Source organism: Curvivirga sp., assembly GCF_965219885.1.
Classification (GTDB): domain Bacteria; phylum Pseudomonadota; class Alphaproteobacteria; order UBA8366; family Aestuariispiraceae; genus Curvivirga.
The window spans coordinates 335,661-351,261 of sequence record NZ_CBDCOT010000009.1 but is presented as its reverse complement, the minus strand read 5'-3'; the positions used below and the strand labels follow the sequence as shown (position 1 = coordinate 351,261).

Here is a 15,601-nt window from a genome sequence, read left to right as displayed (position 1 = left end):
CATGGCTAAAACAGAAAATCAAAAAGCTTGGTTCTTTGTCCTGCCGGTTCTTATTCTGGTGGCCTTCAACGCGATTATCCCGTTGATGACAGTTGTGAACTATTCTGTTCAGGAAACCTTTGGTAATAACGATTTCTTCTGGGCAGGTGTTGTCTGGTTCGAAGAAATTTTACATTCCAGTCGTTTCCATGACTCATTAATGCGTCAGTTGACCTTTACCTTTACTATTCTGGCAATTGAGATTCCGTTAGGTGTGATTATTGCCTTGGCGATGCCGCGTAAAGGTCCTTGGGTGCCTGTATGTTTGATCCTAATGTCTCTACCATTGCTTATTCCCTGGAACGTTGTTGGGGCGATGTGGAATATTTTTGCATTACCGGATATCGGTATGTTAGGCCGCATGCTGAACGAGTTAGGGTTTGACTATAACTTTACCCGTCAAGTAGGTGATGCTTGGTTTACCTTGATCATCATGGATGTGTGGCATTGGACAAGTCTGGTTGTTTTATTGGCTTATGCTGGTTTGGTTTCCATTCCTGATGCTTATTATCAAGCTGCAAAGATTGATGGGGCGAATAACTGGTCTATCTTCCGTTATATTCAGTTACCAAAAATGAAGCGTGTTTTAACCATTGCTGTTCTTTTACGCTTTATGGATAGCTTTAACATCTATACGGAACCGTTTGTTCTGACAGGTGGTGGTCCGGGTAACTCCACAACATTACTCTCCATCGATTTGGTGAAAATCGCGCTAGGTCAGTTTGACTTGGGACCAGCGGCAGCGATGTCCTTGATCTACTTCTTGGTGATCTTGTTGTTAAGCTGGGTATTCTACACATTAATGATGCGTAACGAGGAACAGTAGAAATGAAACGTGCAATTCCGGCAATTTATATATTGTTTTTGATGCTGCCGATCTACTGGCTCGTCAGCATGTCCTTTAAACCAACAACCGAGATTTTGGGCTCATTCACCCTATGGCCGAATGAGTTCACCTTGGAAAACTATAAAACGATCTTCAGTGATGCCAGCTGGTATATGGGGTATGTAAACTCCATGATCTATGTATCCATCAACACAGCCATGTCTGTTGCGGTGGCGCTACCTGCGGCTTATGCTTTTTCCCGCTATCGTTTCTTGGGGGATAAGCATTTATTCTTCTGGCTTTTGACAAACCGTATGGCACCTGCGGCTGTATTCGCGTTGCCATTCTTCCAGTTGTACTCTGCGGTAAGTTTGTTTGATACCCATTTTGCGGTTGCCTTGGCACATACCTTATTTAACGTGCCTTTGGCTGTGTGGATTTTAGAAGGCTTTATGTCAGGTGTGCCAAAGCAGTTAGACGAGACCGCTTATGTAGATGGCTATAGCTTCCCGCATTTCTTTGTGAAGATTTTTGTACCGACAATTGGCGCAGGTATCGGTGTGGCAGCTTTCTTCTGCTTCATGTTCTCTTGGGTTGAATTGTTGTTAGGTAAAACTTTGACAGCTGTTGCTGCGAAACCAATTGCCGCAACAATGACAAAGACAGCATCTTCATCCGGATACGAATTAGGTCTACTGGCTGCGGCCGGCACATTGACCATTATCCCGGGTGCATTTGTTATTTACTTCGTACGTAACTATATCGCCAAAGGCTTTGCCTTGGGCCGCGTGTAAGAGGGAGGATTTGTTATGGGTTTATCATGGATGGCCTGGACCTGGCCGACAGCAGCCTTCTTCATCTTTATTGTCTGCTGTATTTTGACGCTGACAATTTGGGAGATCAAAAGACCTGGTGGTGATCCACGTCGTGGGATTTTCTTGATCGATACAACACGTGGAGATCGTCTGTTCATTACATTATTAGGCAGTGCCTTTATCTTCTTAGGCTGGCTAGGGCTGATGGGAACACCATTGTGGGGAGCATTAGCCATCTCGATTGTGTGGGGATTTGTCGTCTTTAAATGGGCGTAAATTTCAATTGAGAAATAGCTGAAAAGCCGGAGGTTTCCTCCGGCTTTTTTATTATCTTTCAATAGCTTCTTTCTAAGTTTTTTGATGCTAAAAGTGTTTTGAGAAATAAAATTACCCGTTTTTTGACCTACTGTCTCATGTATGTAATACTAAGCAATTATAAGTAGTTAGAATTTGTATACGTTAGAAAAAAGGTAGTTAGATATGTCTTCTGATACATTGGGCCATAGAATTGAAATAGCACGTACGGCGAAAGGATATAGTCGCGTACAGCTTGCCCGGCGTCTTTCCATTAAATCCGCAACTCTTGGAAATTGGGAGAATGATCTATCTGAACCTCGTGCCAATAAGTTAAGTATGCTTGCAGGTGTTTTAGGCGTGACGATTTACTGGCTGATGACAGGTAAGGGGGATGATACTCCCACTGAGGAGCAATTGCTTGGTACCGCAACTTTGCAACAAAAACTGGATGCGGCAAAAGGTGTCTCTCATCGTCTAAGCGTCATTCTTGCTGACTTGGAAGGGGATATTGCACGCCTTCAACGACGTCTGGATGAGGAAAACGAAGAAGCTATGGCGTAAAGTCATATCGTTTTGATTTGGAAAAAGCCGAGGCATATCCTCGGCTTTTTTATTGGCGATTGAAGGCCACGTTGAGGCCAAGGGTGATGAGTGTGCCGCCACCGATTCTTTGGACCCATCGACCGGCTTTTTGCGATCTTTTAAGAAAGGTAGTCACCTTGTCTGCTAATAAAACGCAGAAAACGTCAGCACTTGTAAACATAACATTGACGACTGTACCTAGGATGAATAGCTGTGCCCACATAGGAAGGCTTGCCATCGGATTTGTGAATTGAGGCAGAAAAGCCACATAGAAAATTGCCGTTTTAGGATTAAGTATTTCCACAATAACACTTTCCCAGAATGCTCGTTTTGGGCCTTTGCTATCCGCAGTTACGGTATCAATACCGAATGATTGTTGTGATCTGAATAGTTTGATCCCAAGCCATATTAGATAGAGTGCCCCTGCAAATTTAAGCGCCATATAAAGAAACGGAACGGCTTCAAAAAGGATCGCAAGCCCAAGTGCTGCTGCAGCCACATGAACATATCCACCTATATGGATACCTGTTACTGCAAGCCATCCCGCTTTTCGTCCCCGGGCAATGGTTTGAGCGGCTGTATAGAGCATGGATGGGCCAGGCATATAGGCAAACACACTGGTCGCGATTAAGAAGGCAATGAAAATTTCAATTGAGGGCATTTAACAATCCTTTCAGGCTATTTTCAGCTTATTAAGGAGGGGTTAGTGTGTCAAATAAGTATCAAGAGATAGCATGAAAATGATTTGTTTCGCGATGATTAGAGATAGCGAATAAAGGTTGGACTTATAGGATCTATCAGTTGAAATAATAACGTTAAATTTTTAGGCAATTGATGTCATTTTTTGAATTCATTCTTAGGCAAAAACATGTATGAGGATAGGAAAAGAAATCTTCTTTGATGAATGGAAATCGAAATGGCAAATTCGAAAGTGATCTTGGTCGTATTAGATGGTTTAGGGTATGGCGCTGCCACACAGGAACTAGGCTATATGGAAGGTATGGTACAGGCGGGTAAAGCGTCAAAATGGAAGGTAAAGACATCTTTACCAAGTAATTCCCGCCCTCTTTATGAAACAATTCATACAGGCTTAACCCCGATTGAACATGGGGTGTTAACAAATGACATTGTGCGTTTGAGCCATTGTGAACATTTATTTTCTATTTGTCGCGCAAATGACCGTACGACTGCTGCTGCTGCCTATAGCTGGATGTCTGAATTATATAATCATGTACCTTATGATCCGGTTGAAGATCGTGAACAGGATGATGAAAGCCGTAATATTCAACATGGTCGTTTTTATCAAAAGGATGATTATCCGGATTTCGAACTTTTCGCGGACGCGGAACTTTTAATCCGTCGCTATCATCCGGACTTTATGCTGATCCATCCAATGGGTTGCGACTATAAAGGTCATGTTTATGGTGGTTCATCTGATCAGTACCACAAACAGGCATCTCGCGCAGATCAAATCCTATCTACTTATATGCCAGCTTGGCTAGAAAAGGGGTATGAGGTTTTAGTAACAGCAGATCATGGTATGGATGAGAAAGGTTGGCATGGCGGTACCTTGGAAGTTGTACAACATGTGCCGCTTTATCATGTTAGTTCATCACCAATTCAAAATGATCAGGATGTCGTGGATCAATGTGCAATTGCCCCAACGGTTTTGAAGTTAATGGGATTGTCCATTCCGGATCAGATGAAGGTTGCAGCCCTAAATACGTAATTGAAAAAGGGCCCAAAAAATATGGGCCCTTTATTTTCTAAAACCGCGGATGAAGGTTTAAGCGACTTCTTCACCTTCTTCATCATCTGAGAATTGTGCAGCAAAAGCATCAAAGAATTTATCTGCTAATTTAGCAGAAGTAGATTTTACCAAACGTTGTCCTAATTGTGCTAGTTTACCGCCGATAGAAGCATCAACTTCATATTTCAGTAAAGTACCTTCTTCAGCGTCTTCCAGAACCACAGATGCACTTCCCTTGGCAAAGCCGGCAATGCCGCCATTACCTGCACCCACAATGCGATAGCTTTCAGGTGGGTTAAGGTCTTCTAACTCAACCTCACCTTTAAATTTCGCTTTCACAGGTCCTATTTTTTGAACTGCGATCGCATTGAATTTTGTATCGGATTCTTTGTTAAGTTCTTCACATCCCGGAATGCAGGCTTTTAAGACCTCAGCATCATTCAGGGCTGCCCAAACATCTTCGCGTGATGCTTTCAGCAGATATTCCCCGTTCATTTCCATATCTTTGATCCCTATTCGTCAAAACTTTAAAGTTTCAGATCGCAAGCGTCGAAAGCTTCTTCAATCTTACGTTTTTCTTCTTGCGTTAATCCAATCATAGGGCGACGCACATGTCCACCTGTTTGACCCAACAAATCCTGCCAATATTTTTGATAGGCTTGCGGTTTACTACCCGGACGCACGGATTTTAACAATTGGCGAAGTGGTTGTAGGCTTTCCCATACGGCACGGGCTTCATCATGTTTTCCGGCAAATGCCAGTTGCGTATAATCATGCATCCGGCGATCATTCTTTGTTTGAATGATGTAAGGTGGGGAAGAACATAGATAGAGCTGCCAGTTCAAATCGATAATGTTATCCAACCATTCTTCTTCTGATGCGGTACTGACTAGAATCTTATCGCCCGCCAGTTCATTTAATTTGGTATACATATCACGTGGGACGCTATATTTGATCGCCACGATATTATCCAAATCAGCTATGCGATTACACAGTTCTGGGCTCATCAAATAACCGCTATCCGGATGGCTCCACATGGCGATACCGATATCTACCTGTTCAGAGATATGTTTGTAATATTCATAAACCAGTTCATCCTGATCAGAACAGAAATGCAGCATAGGTGCGTGAACGACAATATAGTCAGATCCATTCTTTTGTGCATGTTTGGCAAGGTCTAAAACAACATCCAGATTTTGATCTGAGCAGGACATAATGGTTTGACCTGTGTCACCAGTCGCTTCTACCGCAATGTCAAAAGTGCGTTTGCGCTCCTCCACAGACATGGAGAAAAACTCACCCTGTTTCCCTGAAATGAATAAGCCTTCAATGCCTAAATCATTCACCCAATGGTCAATATTGCGGCGAAAACCATCTTCATCAATGGCACCATCTTCTTTAAATGGAGTTAGGGCAGCGGCCCAAATTCCTTTCATGGTTTTACGTGAATAGGCTTTTGCATCCTTTTTATTGTATTTCATTTAAACAATCTCCGAATTTGCGGTTGTTATTGCGTGCCAGATTTTTTCACTGGTTAATGGCATGGATAAGTCAGTGACGCCCAGCGGCTTTAATGCATCTAGGGCCGCATTCATAATGGCGGCAGGCGTGCCAATTGTACCTGCTTCGCCAACGCCTTTTGCACCTAATGGATTATTGGGTGATGGGGTTGTCAATTTTTCAATTGTGATGTTTTTAGGCATATCATCTGCGCGTGGCAGGGCATAATCCATCAGGGAGCCTGTGACCAGTTGTCCATCCTCGTCATAGACGATTTGCTCTAACATGGCTTCGCCAATACCTTGGGCGAGCCCGCCCATAATCTGTCCTTCAACCATCATGGGATTGATCAGATTTCCTGCATCATCCACACAGAATATATCTTCGATCTCCATCACGCCTGTTTCCGGATCGATACGAACCGTCGCAAGGTAAGCACCATATCCCCAAGCTTCACCATCAGCTTCATATTTAATAGAAACATTATGTTCTGGATTAGGTGATTGGTTCCATTTTTCTTTTAATTCTTTTGCAGCCAGTTTTAAGGCTGACCCGCCAATGGCCGTGGAACGACTGGCAAGTGCGCCAATCCCTGTTGGGGTATTGCTTGTGTCACTATGATCAAGGCTTATATGATCCATGGGGACTTGCATGATATCTGCAATAATTTGCTTGAATGCTGTTTCGCGACCATGTCCTTGGCTACTGCCACCTGTTGCCGCATGGACCATGCCGTCCGCCATAATTTTAATTTCAGCTGTTTCCCATCCAACCCCGCATGGTTCCACATAACAGGCAATGCCAATTCCAAAAAACTTACCTTTTGCTCTTAATTGGGTCTGTCTTTCTCTTAGACCATTATAATCAGAAATCTCTGCGAGCTTGGTCAGTGCTTCAGCATAATTGCCGCTGTCTAACTTACGGCCACTGGCACTGGTATGAGGAAGGTTTTCGGGTGAAATGAAATTCTTGAGACGAATTTCAAGTGGATCCATATTTAAAGCATGAGCAGCTTTTTCCACTAACCTTTCCATCAACATCGCAGCTTCGGGGCGTCCTGCGCCTCGATAGATGCCAACTGGCGCTGTATGACTGACTTGGCCCTTTGTTTGAAGATCAATATTTTGAATATCGTAAGGCCCAGGTAAGATGCGAACGCTATTCCATGCGGGAACTGTTGAGCTAAAGGTTAACCAATGCCCAACAGGGGCGGTTGAGCTTGCTTTAAGGGTTGTGAAAATGCCATTTTCAGTGAAGTTTAATTGGCCTTCTGATTTGATACCGCGTCCGTGACTAGCAGCTTGTAGGTCTTCACCTCGTGTGGACGTCCACTTGATAGAATGTTTCAAGGTCTTAGCTGCCCATGCGGTTAAAATATCTTCTGGATAGAGAGAGGCTTTCATACCAAAGGCACCGCCAACATCCTTGGCAATGACATGGATTTTATCATCTTCTAGATTGAGTAAGCACACTAAATCCGCTTTTGCCCGATGGGGTGTTTGGGTCCCAAGCCAGATTTTTAGGCTTTCATTCGTCTGATCCCAAAACGCAGTTAAACTGCGAGGCTCCATCGGGGAAGGGGCAACGCGGGGATGTTGAATTTCGATAGAAACGGAGTTTTGATCAGACAACATTTCGCCTGATTTCCAGCTTTGGGAAAAGACAATATTCTCCGGAAATTTTTCAAACAATATATCTTCTGTTTCTTCTGAATCTACGTCTAGGAAGATAGCCTCAAGCGCATCATTTGCTGTTTGAAGGGAGGTTGCAATAACGGCTGCAACTGGTTGCCCAACCGCCATCACACGATCTTTAGCAAGGATAGGGTAATGGGTTTGTTCAGCCCCTTTAATAATTGGGTTAACGCCAATACCTGCTAGGTCTTCAATGTCCTTGGAAGTATAAACAGCAACTACACCCTCTATTTCTTTCGCGCCCTCAATTTCCAAATCGGTGATGCGTCCAGATGGGTAGGGACTGCGCAAGAATTTCAGATAAAGACAATTGTCGGGTGTGATGTCATCTGCATATTGACCCATGCCTTTAAGCAAACGATCATCTTCTTCTCGTCGTAATGCTTTGCCAATCAATTGCATTGAATTCTGCCCTGATAATGTCGTGTGTTTCTTGTGTGAAGTTCTTGTTTAAGATGGCTCACTTTTACATAAGCTTGATATCAAAACAAATGAATTAAATGGAATTTGCTATACGAAATATTGATAGTGAGTTTTGGATGAATATAGGCATATTATGCGCCAATGATTCTGTTAATGAAAAGGATGATCCATGTTGAAGATCGCACTGATTGGAAATGGCACAATTGCAACCTATGTAGCTGAAAAGCTAGCCGCATCATCAGATGTAAAGATTGTTCAAGTGATCTGCCAACCCGGTCGCGAAGAAGAAGCCAAACAAGCCATTGGCCAAGATGTCGAAGTGATTCATGGAGCTGCCGAATTAGGTCAGGGCCTTGATTTAGTTGTGGATTGCGCCGGACATGAAGCTTTGAAGGAACATGGGGCTGCCATCTTACGACGGGGATTTAAATTTTATACGGTTTCCAATGGGGCGATGGCTGATCCTGAAACCGCTTTGGAGATGGAACAAGCTGCCAAAGAAGGAAAAACATCTTTACGCCTTCTTTCCGGTGCGGTTGGGGCAATGGATGCTTTATCTGCTGCAGCTGCAGGCGGTTTGGATCGAGTAACCTATAAAGGATGTAAACCTTCACTTGGCTGGAAAGGAACAGCCGCAGAAGAGGTTCTTGACTTAGATACTATGAGGGAACCTTCTGAACATTTCCGTGGTACAGCCCGTGATGCAGCCTTGCGTTATCCAAAAAATGCCAATGTGGCTGCAACAATTGCGCTGGCAGGCGTTGGCATGGACAAGACAGAAGTTGTTTTAATCGCCGATCCAAATGCCACTTCAAATACACATGAGATTGAAGCAGAAGGTGCTTTTGGTAGATTTACATTTCGGATAGATGGAAAGCCGTTGCCAACCAATCCGAAATCATCTGCATTAACCGCGATGAATGTTGTACGCGTTGTGTTGAATGAAGCCGCCTCGATTATTTCTTAAAGTTCACTTGCAACTTCACGAAGTTTTTCGACGAATACAGTTGCCGCGGGGGATAGGCTGCCTTCGCGGCGATGGGAAAAGCCAACAGGCCCTTTCACATTTTTAAATTCAAATGGAATAGTGATTAAATCACCACGTTCCAATTCATCCGCAATCACATGATAGGGATGAATAGAAATCATGTCGGTGTTTTGTAACAGCTTTTTGTTGGTGAGGAGAGAGACGGACTCTACCGCATCAGCAGGTGGTGGTAGCTCTGCCTTTAAGAACTCAGCTTCCACCTGACGGCGCATGGTTGTTTCTGGTGGTGGCAATATCCAGGACCAATCCAGCAAGTCCTGCAATTTGATCTTTTTGTTTTGTGCTAATGGATGATCTTTACGTCCGATTAAGCATACTTTTTCTTCAAAAAGCGGTTCCTGTATCACATCTTTTTTATAGCGATATTCTGGAAGACGCCCGACCACTAAATCTAGATCACCCGTCATTAAGGCCGGCATTAATACATCATTTGTGCCTTCGCGGATGGCGACTGTTACGTTAGGGCGTTCAGCACGTAACCGTTCAATCGCGGCAGGTAAAAGATGTGCAGATGCGGCCAGCAAAGTACCAACAACTACACGTCCGCCTGTACCTTCTGCAAGATCATCTAATTCCTGTGCCGCCTGTGAAATTTGAGACAGAATTAATTTTCCATGACGTACCAATGCATCCCCAAATTTAGTTGGGATAGCACCACGATTTGATCGTTCAAACAGCTGGACGCCAAAATCGTCTTCCAGATCTTTTAATAATTTTGTGGCTGCAGGTTGTGAAATATTCAGGCTTTCTGCGGCATGAAGGATGCTCGCATTTTCTGCGACAGCCACTAATAATCGAAGCTGTTTTAACTTCAATCGGGTGGCGACGCGTTCCACAATCTTAAAATGTCTGTTTCTGGATCTCATCATTTTGATATAACTATAGCTTATAACAAGTTCAAGTTAATTCACTTGATTGAAAGTATTGTCCTCTATTAATTTGATATCAGAAATAAGAATAACGACCTTACAATCTATCGGGGGAGCAGACCCATGGAACACCCAAAACTCAAAGCTTTTAACTTCCAGAAATGGGTAGAAGAAAACCAACATCTTTTGAAGCCACCAGTTGGTAACAAGATGCTACATACGGAAACAGGTATGATTGTAATGGTGGTTGGCGGTCCAAACACACGTGTTGATTTTCATGATGATCCGGTAGAGGAATGGTTTTACCAAGTGAAGGGCAATATGGTTTTAAAAATTGCAGAAGATGGCAAGATATATGATGTCCCCATCCGTGAAGGTGAGGTGTTCTTCCTGCCATCTCATACTATTCATGCACCACAACGCCCTGAAGAAGGGTCAATCGGTATTGTGGTGGAAAGCCCACGTATGTTTGGCATGAAGGAAGGCTTCATCTGGTATTGTTTTGAATGTGAATCTCAAGTGCATCGTGTGGATGTGCCATTAACATCCGCTTCTGGTATTGTGGATCAATTGCCACAGATATATGAGGCATTTCATGCAGATATGGATGCAAGAACATGTAAGAATTGCGGTGCTGTTCACCCCGGGAAAGGCAAGCCACCCGAAGGTTGGGTGACTACCTAGATCGATATCTTGAGTTTTAATTTGAAACGGTGCATTGGGTATCACTAATGCGCCGTTTTTTTATGTTTACTTGATGGATGGTAGATAGGTAACCAACAATGGCTGCCAGATTAACAGAAGTAATATCATAACGCTGACTGTCAGGAACGGCACTAAAGCCCTGAATATGGCAGTCGGCCCCACGTTGGACATAGCCGCTGCAACATAAAGGCCACTGCCAACGGGCGGGGTTAGCAAGCCTAAAACCAGATTTAAACAAATCACCACACCAAAATGATACGGGTCGATCCCATAGACATCTGTGGCGATAGGTAGCAGAATTGGTACGGTCATAATAAGGGCAGCAATACCGTCGATAACCATGCCAACGACCAATAAGGCGAGGTTAACCAATAGCAAAAAGACAAACGGATTTTCGCTCAAACTGGTTAGCCAGACCGCAACCGTTTGCGGGATTTGTTCAAAGATTAAGGCCCAACCTAACATCTTTGCCCCGGCAATCATGAAAATCACCGCAGAAGAACTAATTGCTGTACTGTAAAGAACTTTGCCCAGATTCCGGAAACGTAACTCTTTATAAACAAATTTCCCAATAAGAAGCGCTGCCACAATTGCGATAGAGGCAGATTCAGTCGGTGTGGCAAAACCTAATAAAATACCGCCGATAATAACGGCCGGGATACTCATTGCCGGTAAACCCAATAAGAAATCTTTACGTGCTTGATGCAAAGTGATTTTTGCGGATTTCGGATAATTGTATTTAATACCGATCAAGGCAACAGCGATAATAAATCCTGTACCCATAAGCAGGCCGGGTATCACACCTGCAATAAACATATCACCAATAGGGATTTGAGCGAGTACACCATAGATTACAAATAACATGGACGGCGGAATGATGGGGGACATAAGACCACCAGCGGCTGTTAAGGCGCCTGCATAGGCACGGTCATAGCCCTGCTTTTCCATTTCAGGGACCATGACTTTGGACATGACCGCTATTTGTGCCACTGCCGAACCCATAATGGATGCCATCATCATATTTGCAATCAGATTCACATAAGCCAACCCACCACGTAGGCCGTTTACAAAGACAGAGGCCATACGTACTAAGCGTTTGGTGAGGCCACCTTCATTCATAAATTCCCCTGCCAGCATGAAAAGAGGAATCGCCAGCAACCCATAGGATTCAACGCCACCAAATAATTGCTGCGGTAAGGAGGAAAATAAATCCGTATTGCCTGTATTATAAATATAGATGATTGCGGTAACCATAAGTACCAGGGCGATCGGAAGTCCAATCAATAAAAGAGCAAAGAAAAAGCCAAGTATCATGTTAATCTAGCCCCTCAGTTAAAGGATGATCAGATTTTTCCTGTTTATGGAATAAAGTCTCATAAAAATTCGTTAGGCCATGGATAAAGATTGTTACTCCGAAGACAGGCAGGATCAGCCAAATCCAAAACTTTCGAATACCAACTGTATTTGTAGGTTCGTCATAGATGAAGTTAAAAGTCTCTTCCGCAAAGCTTTCTGTATTAAAACCAACTTCGGCAAGAACCAGCGGATCATACCAAATCCAGGTTACCCAGATAAAGAAAGCAGCAAAAATCACGATGATTCCATCAATGATGATATCCAAAATTTGACGTATTTTCTCAGGAACGGCATCAAAAAGTAAAGTAACAGCGATGCGCTGTCTTTTCCGTATACCAACAGACGACCCCACGAAAACCAACCAGATCATGCAATAGATCGCCGCCTCATCGACCCAGTAAATCGCATAAGACATGGATCTAGTAACAACATTTAAAAGTATTAGCCCTAAAACACCTGCCATCAGGCATTTGAGGATCATGGTTTCAAAGCTGACCAGCAGATTTGAAAATCGACTTAATAACATTATGAAAACTCAAGAAACATAAAGATCTAAAGAAAACAGGGAGGGATAATATCCCTCCCCATCTTTATTCAAACTGTATTGAACAATATTGTCCAGTTTACATTGCTTCTTTACGAAGCGCTTCTAACGCAGGTGCCTTTGGACCCCATGTTTTTTCCCAATCCGCAATTGCGCCAGAGAAGAATTCAGGACCGACTTTAATGACATTCACACCAACATTATTCATCTTGTCCAACCATGGACCTTCCATGGAAACATAACTATCAATCACACCATCAAGATGCTTGCCCATGATTTCGGAAATTTGCGCACGTTCGTCTTTGGAAAGGTTTTTCCATACTTTTGCAGATACGAGACCAACCATTGGGAACATCATATGATTGGATTCCACAATTGTTTTGGCATGTTCGTAATATTTTAACTTGATGATGAGTTCTACATCCATGTCAATGGCGTCTACTTGGCCATTCGCCAAGGCATCATAAACGGCTGGTAGTGGCATAGGCGTTGGGGCAACACCGACCGCATTATAGAAATCTTTAATTGGCTCAAAAGGGGTAATGCGTAATTTTTTACCAACCAGGTCATTTGCATTTGCAACAGCATCGCGGGAGACAATTTGACGAAGACCCGCCATGCCATATCCAATGCCTACAACCCCTGCTTTTTTAGGAAGAGATTTTAAAAGCCCTTTGGCTGTATCACTACGTAGAACCTTTGCCGCACCATTAATATCTTTTACAAGATAAGGCGCATAAAATGCACCAAAGTCAGGCACACGGTTGGAAACTTCAGCAATTGTTAGAAAAGCCATGTCCAGGGAGCCTGCCTGAAGCATCTGGATCATTTGCGCTTCATTACCTAATTGGCGAGAAGGGAAAACAGCCACACTATGTTTGCCATCTGTCGCTTCTTTTAACTCATCACCAAAGGCGGTTGCTGCTTTTGTCCAGACATGTGGTGGCGGTGTGATTAAGCCCAAACGGAATTCTTTGGCAGAGGCAGTTGTGCTTGCCAACATACCAGCTACGGCTGTTGCGACAGCTAAGCCAGCAAAGGTTTTCTTGAAAATTGTTTTCATTAGTCAGTCTCCCTTAGTGCGCCAAACCGATACGATATAAATTGTTAATTGATCCTACCGTTACTGAGTGGCTTACCCTGTTTGCTTACTTATATTTCTCTGTGCAGCACTATAAGAAACAAAACTATAAAAGAAAAGTTGATAAATGGTATTTTGTTATAACCAACCGTTATATCGAAATTGAGGCTGTTCAAATCAATTTAAATTAGTTACAATTGTAACAGTTAAAAATGAAACTAAATATGTGTATTAAAATTTCGTCTCACCAGGATTTAGGAAAAGAGCAAATTTGTGTTTTTAGCCATCGGTTATTTTCTGTCCAATAGTGTACGTGGAGTGTCTTGTTCTCCGCCTTGTTAGGTCTCGTTTTCCTTTTGACCTGAACAAAATTTATGGAGATTTATAATGACTGATTTATTTGAAAACCCGATGGGGCTTGATGGTTTTGAATTTGCTGAATTTGCAGCCCCTGAACCAAATACGCTTGAACCTATCTTTGAAATGATGGGCTTTACCAAAGTTGCTGTGCATCGTTCAAAGAATGTGGATTTGTACCGTCAGGGTAATATCAACTTCATCTTGAACAAAGAACCCAACAGCCTTGCCGCTTATTTTGCAGAAGAACATGGCCCGTCATGTTGTGGTCTTGGCTTTCGCGTGAAAGATTCCCATAAAGCCTATGATTATGCGCTGGAACAGGGCGCTCAACCGATTGAAATCCCAACTGGTCCGATGGAGTTACGTTTACCAGCAGTTAAGGGTATTGGGGGGGCACCAATCTATTTGATCGATCGTTATGAAGATGGGGCCTCTATCTATGATATCGATTTTAAATATCTGGAAGGCGTTGATCGTAATCCAGTGGGCTGCGGTTTCCACACGTTGGATCATTTAACCCATAATGTATATAAAGGACGTATGGCATATTGGGGTGGGTTTTATGAGAATATCTTTGGTTTCCGTGAGTTACGTTACTTTGACATTAAAGGGGAATATACAGGTCTGACGTCTCGTGCGATGACAGCTCCGGATGGTAAAATCCGTATTCCACTCAATGAAGAGGCATCTAGTGGCACCGGCCAGATTGAAGAATTCCTGATGGCATTTAATGGTGAGGGCATTCAGCATATTGCGCTGTCTTGTGATAATTTGCCTGAAGCTTGGGACAAATTAAAAGCTAAGGGGATGCCGTTTATGACCCCACCTCCCGAAGCTTATTATGAGATGTTGGAAGAGCGTTTGCCCGGGCATGGTGAACCTGTTGATGAACTGAAGTCTCGTGGTATTTTGATGGATGGATCAACGGATAATAATGATCCGCGTTTGTTGCTACAGATTTTCTCTGAATGCTTGATGGGGCCGGTTTTCTTTGAGTTTATCGAACGTAAAAAGGATGAAGGATTTGGGGAAGGTAACTTTAAAGCCTTATTCGATTCCATGGAGCGTGATCAGATCCGTCGAGGCGTTTTAGAAGTTGAAGAAGCATAACCAAATAAAAGGCCCTGTCTACAGGGCCTTTTTCTTCTGCTTGCGAGGATGAATTTCTCACGATAGCTTAAGGTTATGACAAAAAAACTTTTAATCATTGCCCATATACCATCCCCGAATACACAAGCTTTATGTGATGCGATTGAACGCGGAGCCTCCAACCCAGATATTGATGGGGTGGATGTGACCGTTTTAACGCCATTTGAGACCAGTTCCAAAGATGTCTTAGCCGCAGATGGGGTGATTTTAAGTACGACTGAAAATCTTGGTTATATGTCTGGTGCGATGAAAGATTTCTTTGATCGTTGCTATTATGGTGTGTTGGAAGAAAAGCAAGCGATGCCCTATGGCTTATTGGTACGCGCTGGATTAGATGGAACAGGCACGATCAGAGCCATTGATTCTATTGCAACTCAAGGTTTGCGTTGGAAGCCAATTTGTGACCCTGTCTGGTGTAAAGGTGAATGGGAGGAAAGTTTCCTCACAAGGGCTGAAGAGCTTGGCACATTAATGGCTGCAGGATTGGAAGCAGGCATTTTTTGAATAAAATTATAAGTTTAATGTATTGAATTTATTAGTAAAAACTAAATGAAACCCTAAAA

The 15,601-nt window shown here is 43.2% G+C and carries 17 protein-coding genes; 9 read left to right on the top strand and 8 right to left on the bottom strand.

The genetic code is table 11. The annotated features are described in order from the left end of the window. Nucleotide 1: 1 nt before the first annotated feature. The 4 genes from ACOQOA_RS07155 to ACOQOA_RS07140 all read left to right on the top strand — a co-directional run bounded on the left by ACOQOA_RS07155 (nucleotide 2) and on the right by ACOQOA_RS07140 (nucleotide 2,538). Nucleotides 2-865 carry a carbohydrate ABC transporter permease gene (locus ACOQOA_RS07155; protein ID WP_420547958.1) on the top strand — a complete coding sequence of 288 codons (864 nt, stop codon included), beginning with the start codon at nucleotides 2-4 and terminating at the stop codon, nucleotides 863-865. A 2-nt stretch (nucleotides 866-867) separates the two neighbouring features. Continuing rightward, complete coding sequence (locus tag ACOQOA_RS07150) at nucleotides 868-1,659, top strand: carbohydrate ABC transporter permease (RefSeq protein WP_155154979.1); 792 nt, start codon at nucleotides 868-870, stop codon at nucleotides 1,657-1,659. Nucleotides 1,660-1,689: 30 nt separating this feature from the next. Continuing rightward, a complete protein-coding gene (locus ACOQOA_RS07145) occupies nucleotides 1,690-1,956 on the top strand; it encodes a DUF2160 domain-containing protein (protein WP_420547957.1) in 267 nt (88 codons plus the stop codon). Between the two features lie 204 nt (nucleotides 1,957-2,160). Further along, the gene (locus ACOQOA_RS07140; RefSeq protein ID WP_420547956.1) at nucleotides 2,161-2,538 is read left to right on the top strand and encodes a helix-turn-helix domain-containing protein; all 378 of its coding nucleotides are present in this window, start codon (nucleotides 2,161-2,163) and stop codon (nucleotides 2,536-2,538) included. A 49-nt stretch (nucleotides 2,539-2,587) separates the two neighbouring features. Here the strand turns inward: ACOQOA_RS07140 and ACOQOA_RS07135 are convergent, their stop codons facing one another. Next, on the bottom strand, nucleotides 2,588-3,220 hold the full coding sequence (locus ACOQOA_RS07135; protein ID WP_420547955.1) for a LysE family translocator: 633 nt from the start codon (nucleotides 3,218-3,220) through the stop codon (nucleotides 2,588-2,590). Nucleotides 3,221-3,475: 255 nt separating this feature from the next. Here ACOQOA_RS07135 and ACOQOA_RS07130 point away from each other — a divergent pair, with 255 nt between their 5' ends. Next, on the top strand, nucleotides 3,476-4,288 hold the full coding sequence (locus ACOQOA_RS07130; RefSeq protein ID WP_420547954.1) for an alkaline phosphatase family protein: 813 nt from the start codon (nucleotides 3,476-3,478) through the stop codon (nucleotides 4,286-4,288). Between the two features lie 57 nt (nucleotides 4,289-4,345). On the opposite strand, the gene ACOQOA_RS07125 is transcribed toward ACOQOA_RS07130, so the two are convergent. From ACOQOA_RS07125 to ACOQOA_RS07115, 3 genes are read right to left on the bottom strand one after another with little or no spacing between them, the layout of a single operon-like run. After that, nucleotides 4,346-4,810 carry a CoxG family protein gene (locus tag ACOQOA_RS07125; RefSeq protein WP_420547953.1) on the bottom strand — a complete coding sequence of 155 codons (465 nt, stop codon included), beginning with the start codon at nucleotides 4,808-4,810 and terminating at the stop codon, nucleotides 4,346-4,348. 26 nt (nucleotides 4,811-4,836) lie between these two features. Beyond that, entirely contained in the window at nucleotides 4,837-5,790 is a 954-nt protein-coding gene (locus tag ACOQOA_RS07120) for a dihydrodipicolinate synthase family protein (protein ID WP_420547952.1), read from the bottom strand. Further along, nucleotides 5,791-7,905: a xanthine dehydrogenase family protein molybdopterin-binding subunit gene (locus tag ACOQOA_RS07115; RefSeq protein ID WP_420547951.1), complete on the bottom strand. Its 2,115-nt coding sequence runs from the start codon at nucleotides 7,903-7,905 to the stop codon at nucleotides 5,791-5,793. A 190-nt stretch (nucleotides 7,906-8,095) separates the two neighbouring features. Here ACOQOA_RS07115 and ACOQOA_RS07110 point away from each other — a divergent pair, with 190 nt between their 5' ends. Beyond that, nucleotides 8,096-8,893, top strand: coding sequence for an aspartate dehydrogenase (locus tag ACOQOA_RS07110; protein ID WP_420547950.1), 798 nt, complete (start codon nucleotides 8,096-8,098; stop codon nucleotides 8,891-8,893). Here the strand turns inward: ACOQOA_RS07110 and ACOQOA_RS07105 are convergent. Then, on the bottom strand, nucleotides 8,890-9,843 hold the full coding sequence (locus ACOQOA_RS07105) for a LysR substrate-binding domain-containing protein (protein WP_420547949.1): 954 nt from the start codon (nucleotides 9,841-9,843) through the stop codon (nucleotides 8,890-8,892). The genes ACOQOA_RS07110 and ACOQOA_RS07105 overlap by 4 nt on opposite strands. 123 nt (nucleotides 9,844-9,966) lie before the next feature. On the opposite strand from ACOQOA_RS07105, the gene ACOQOA_RS07100 reads away from it, so the two are divergent. Then, entirely contained in the window at nucleotides 9,967-10,527 is a 561-nt protein-coding gene (locus ACOQOA_RS07100; protein ID WP_420547948.1) for a 3-hydroxyanthranilate 3,4-dioxygenase, read from the top strand. Nucleotides 10,528-10,593: 66 nt separating this feature from the next. On the opposite strand, the gene ACOQOA_RS07095 is transcribed toward ACOQOA_RS07100, so the two are convergent. The 3 genes from ACOQOA_RS07095 to ACOQOA_RS07085 all read right to left on the bottom strand — a co-directional run bounded on the left by ACOQOA_RS07095 (nucleotide 10,594) and on the right by ACOQOA_RS07085 (nucleotide 13,511). Then, nucleotides 10,594-11,862 carry a TRAP transporter large permease gene (locus ACOQOA_RS07095; RefSeq protein WP_420547947.1) on the bottom strand — a complete coding sequence of 423 codons (1,269 nt, stop codon included), beginning with the start codon at nucleotides 11,860-11,862 and terminating at the stop codon, nucleotides 10,594-10,596. A gap of 1 nt (nucleotide 11,863) precedes the next feature. Then, nucleotides 11,864-12,430 (bottom strand): TRAP transporter small permease, encoded by a 567-nt coding sequence (locus ACOQOA_RS07090; protein WP_420547946.1) that lies wholly within the window; start codon nucleotides 12,428-12,430, stop codon nucleotides 11,864-11,866. A 97-nt stretch (nucleotides 12,431-12,527) separates the two neighbouring features. Next, nucleotides 12,528-13,511: a TRAP transporter substrate-binding protein gene (locus ACOQOA_RS07085; RefSeq protein WP_420547945.1), complete on the bottom strand. Its 984-nt coding sequence runs from the start codon at nucleotides 13,509-13,511 to the stop codon at nucleotides 12,528-12,530. A 405-nt stretch (nucleotides 13,512-13,916) separates the two neighbouring features. Here ACOQOA_RS07085 and hppD point away from each other — a divergent pair, with 405 nt between their 5' ends. Together hppD and ACOQOA_RS07075 are read left to right on the top strand one after the other, a co-directional pair. Beyond that, nucleotides 13,917-14,999 carry a 4-hydroxyphenylpyruvate dioxygenase gene (gene hppD, locus ACOQOA_RS07080; RefSeq protein ID WP_420547944.1) on the top strand — a complete coding sequence of 361 codons (1,083 nt, stop codon included), beginning with the start codon at nucleotides 13,917-13,919 and terminating at the stop codon, nucleotides 14,997-14,999. A gap of 75 nt (nucleotides 15,000-15,074) precedes the next feature. Continuing rightward, the gene (locus tag ACOQOA_RS07075) at nucleotides 15,075-15,542 is read left to right on the top strand and encodes a flavodoxin family protein (RefSeq protein WP_420547943.1); all 468 of its coding nucleotides are present in this window, start codon (nucleotides 15,075-15,077) and stop codon (nucleotides 15,540-15,542) included. Nucleotides 15,543-15,601 lie beyond the last annotated feature (59 nt).

Excerpts from the sequence above, each read along its gene's own strand:
- ACOQOA_RS07155 (WP_420547958.1), top strand. The coding sequence starts at position 2 with ATGGCTAAAACAGAAAATCAAAAAGCTTGGTTCTTTGTCCTGCCGGTT.
- ACOQOA_RS07150 (WP_155154979.1), top strand. The coding sequence starts at position 868 with ATGAAACGTGCAATTCCGGCAATTTATATATTGTTTTTGATGCTGCCG.
- ACOQOA_RS07145 (WP_420547957.1), top strand. The coding sequence starts at position 1,690 with ATGGCCTGGACCTGGCCGACAGCAGCCTTCTTCATCTTTATTGTCTGC.
- ACOQOA_RS07140 (WP_420547956.1), top strand. The coding sequence starts at position 2,161 with ATGTCTTCTGATACATTGGGCCATAGAATTGAAATAGCACGTACGGCG.
- ACOQOA_RS07135 (WP_420547955.1), bottom strand. The coding sequence starts at position 3,220 with ATGCCCTCAATTGAAATTTTCATTGCCTTCTTAATCGCGACCAGTGTG.
- ACOQOA_RS07130 (WP_420547954.1), top strand. The coding sequence starts at position 3,476 with ATGGCAAATTCGAAAGTGATCTTGGTCGTATTAGATGGTTTAGGGTAT.
- ACOQOA_RS07125 (WP_420547953.1), bottom strand. The coding sequence starts at position 4,810 with ATGGAAATGAACGGGGAATATCTGCTGAAAGCATCACGCGAAGATGTT.
- ACOQOA_RS07120 (WP_420547952.1), bottom strand. The coding sequence starts at position 5,790 with ATGAAATACAATAAAAAGGATGCAAAAGCCTATTCACGTAAAACCATG.
- ACOQOA_RS07115 (WP_420547951.1), bottom strand. The coding sequence starts at position 7,905 with ATGCAATTGATTGGCAAAGCATTACGACGAGAAGAAGATGATCGTTTG.
- ACOQOA_RS07110 (WP_420547950.1), top strand. The coding sequence starts at position 8,096 with ATGTTGAAGATCGCACTGATTGGAAATGGCACAATTGCAACCTATGTA.
- ACOQOA_RS07105 (WP_420547949.1), bottom strand. The coding sequence starts at position 9,843 with ATGATGAGATCCAGAAACAGACATTTTAAGATTGTGGAACGCGTCGCC.
- ACOQOA_RS07100 (WP_420547948.1), top strand. The coding sequence starts at position 9,967 with ATGGAACACCCAAAACTCAAAGCTTTTAACTTCCAGAAATGGGTAGAA.
- ACOQOA_RS07095 (WP_420547947.1), bottom strand. The coding sequence starts at position 11,862 with ATGATACTTGGCTTTTTCTTTGCTCTTTTATTGATTGGACTTCCGATC.
- ACOQOA_RS07090 (WP_420547946.1), bottom strand. The coding sequence starts at position 12,430 with ATGTTATTAAGTCGATTTTCAAATCTGCTGGTCAGCTTTGAAACCATG.
- ACOQOA_RS07085 (WP_420547945.1), bottom strand. The coding sequence starts at position 13,511 with ATGAAAACAATTTTCAAGAAAACCTTTGCTGGCTTAGCTGTCGCAACA.
- hppD (WP_420547944.1), top strand. The coding sequence starts at position 13,917 with ATGACTGATTTATTTGAAAACCCGATGGGGCTTGATGGTTTTGAATTT.
- ACOQOA_RS07075 (WP_420547943.1), top strand. The coding sequence starts at position 15,075 with ATGACAAAAAAACTTTTAATCATTGCCCATATACCATCCCCGAATACA.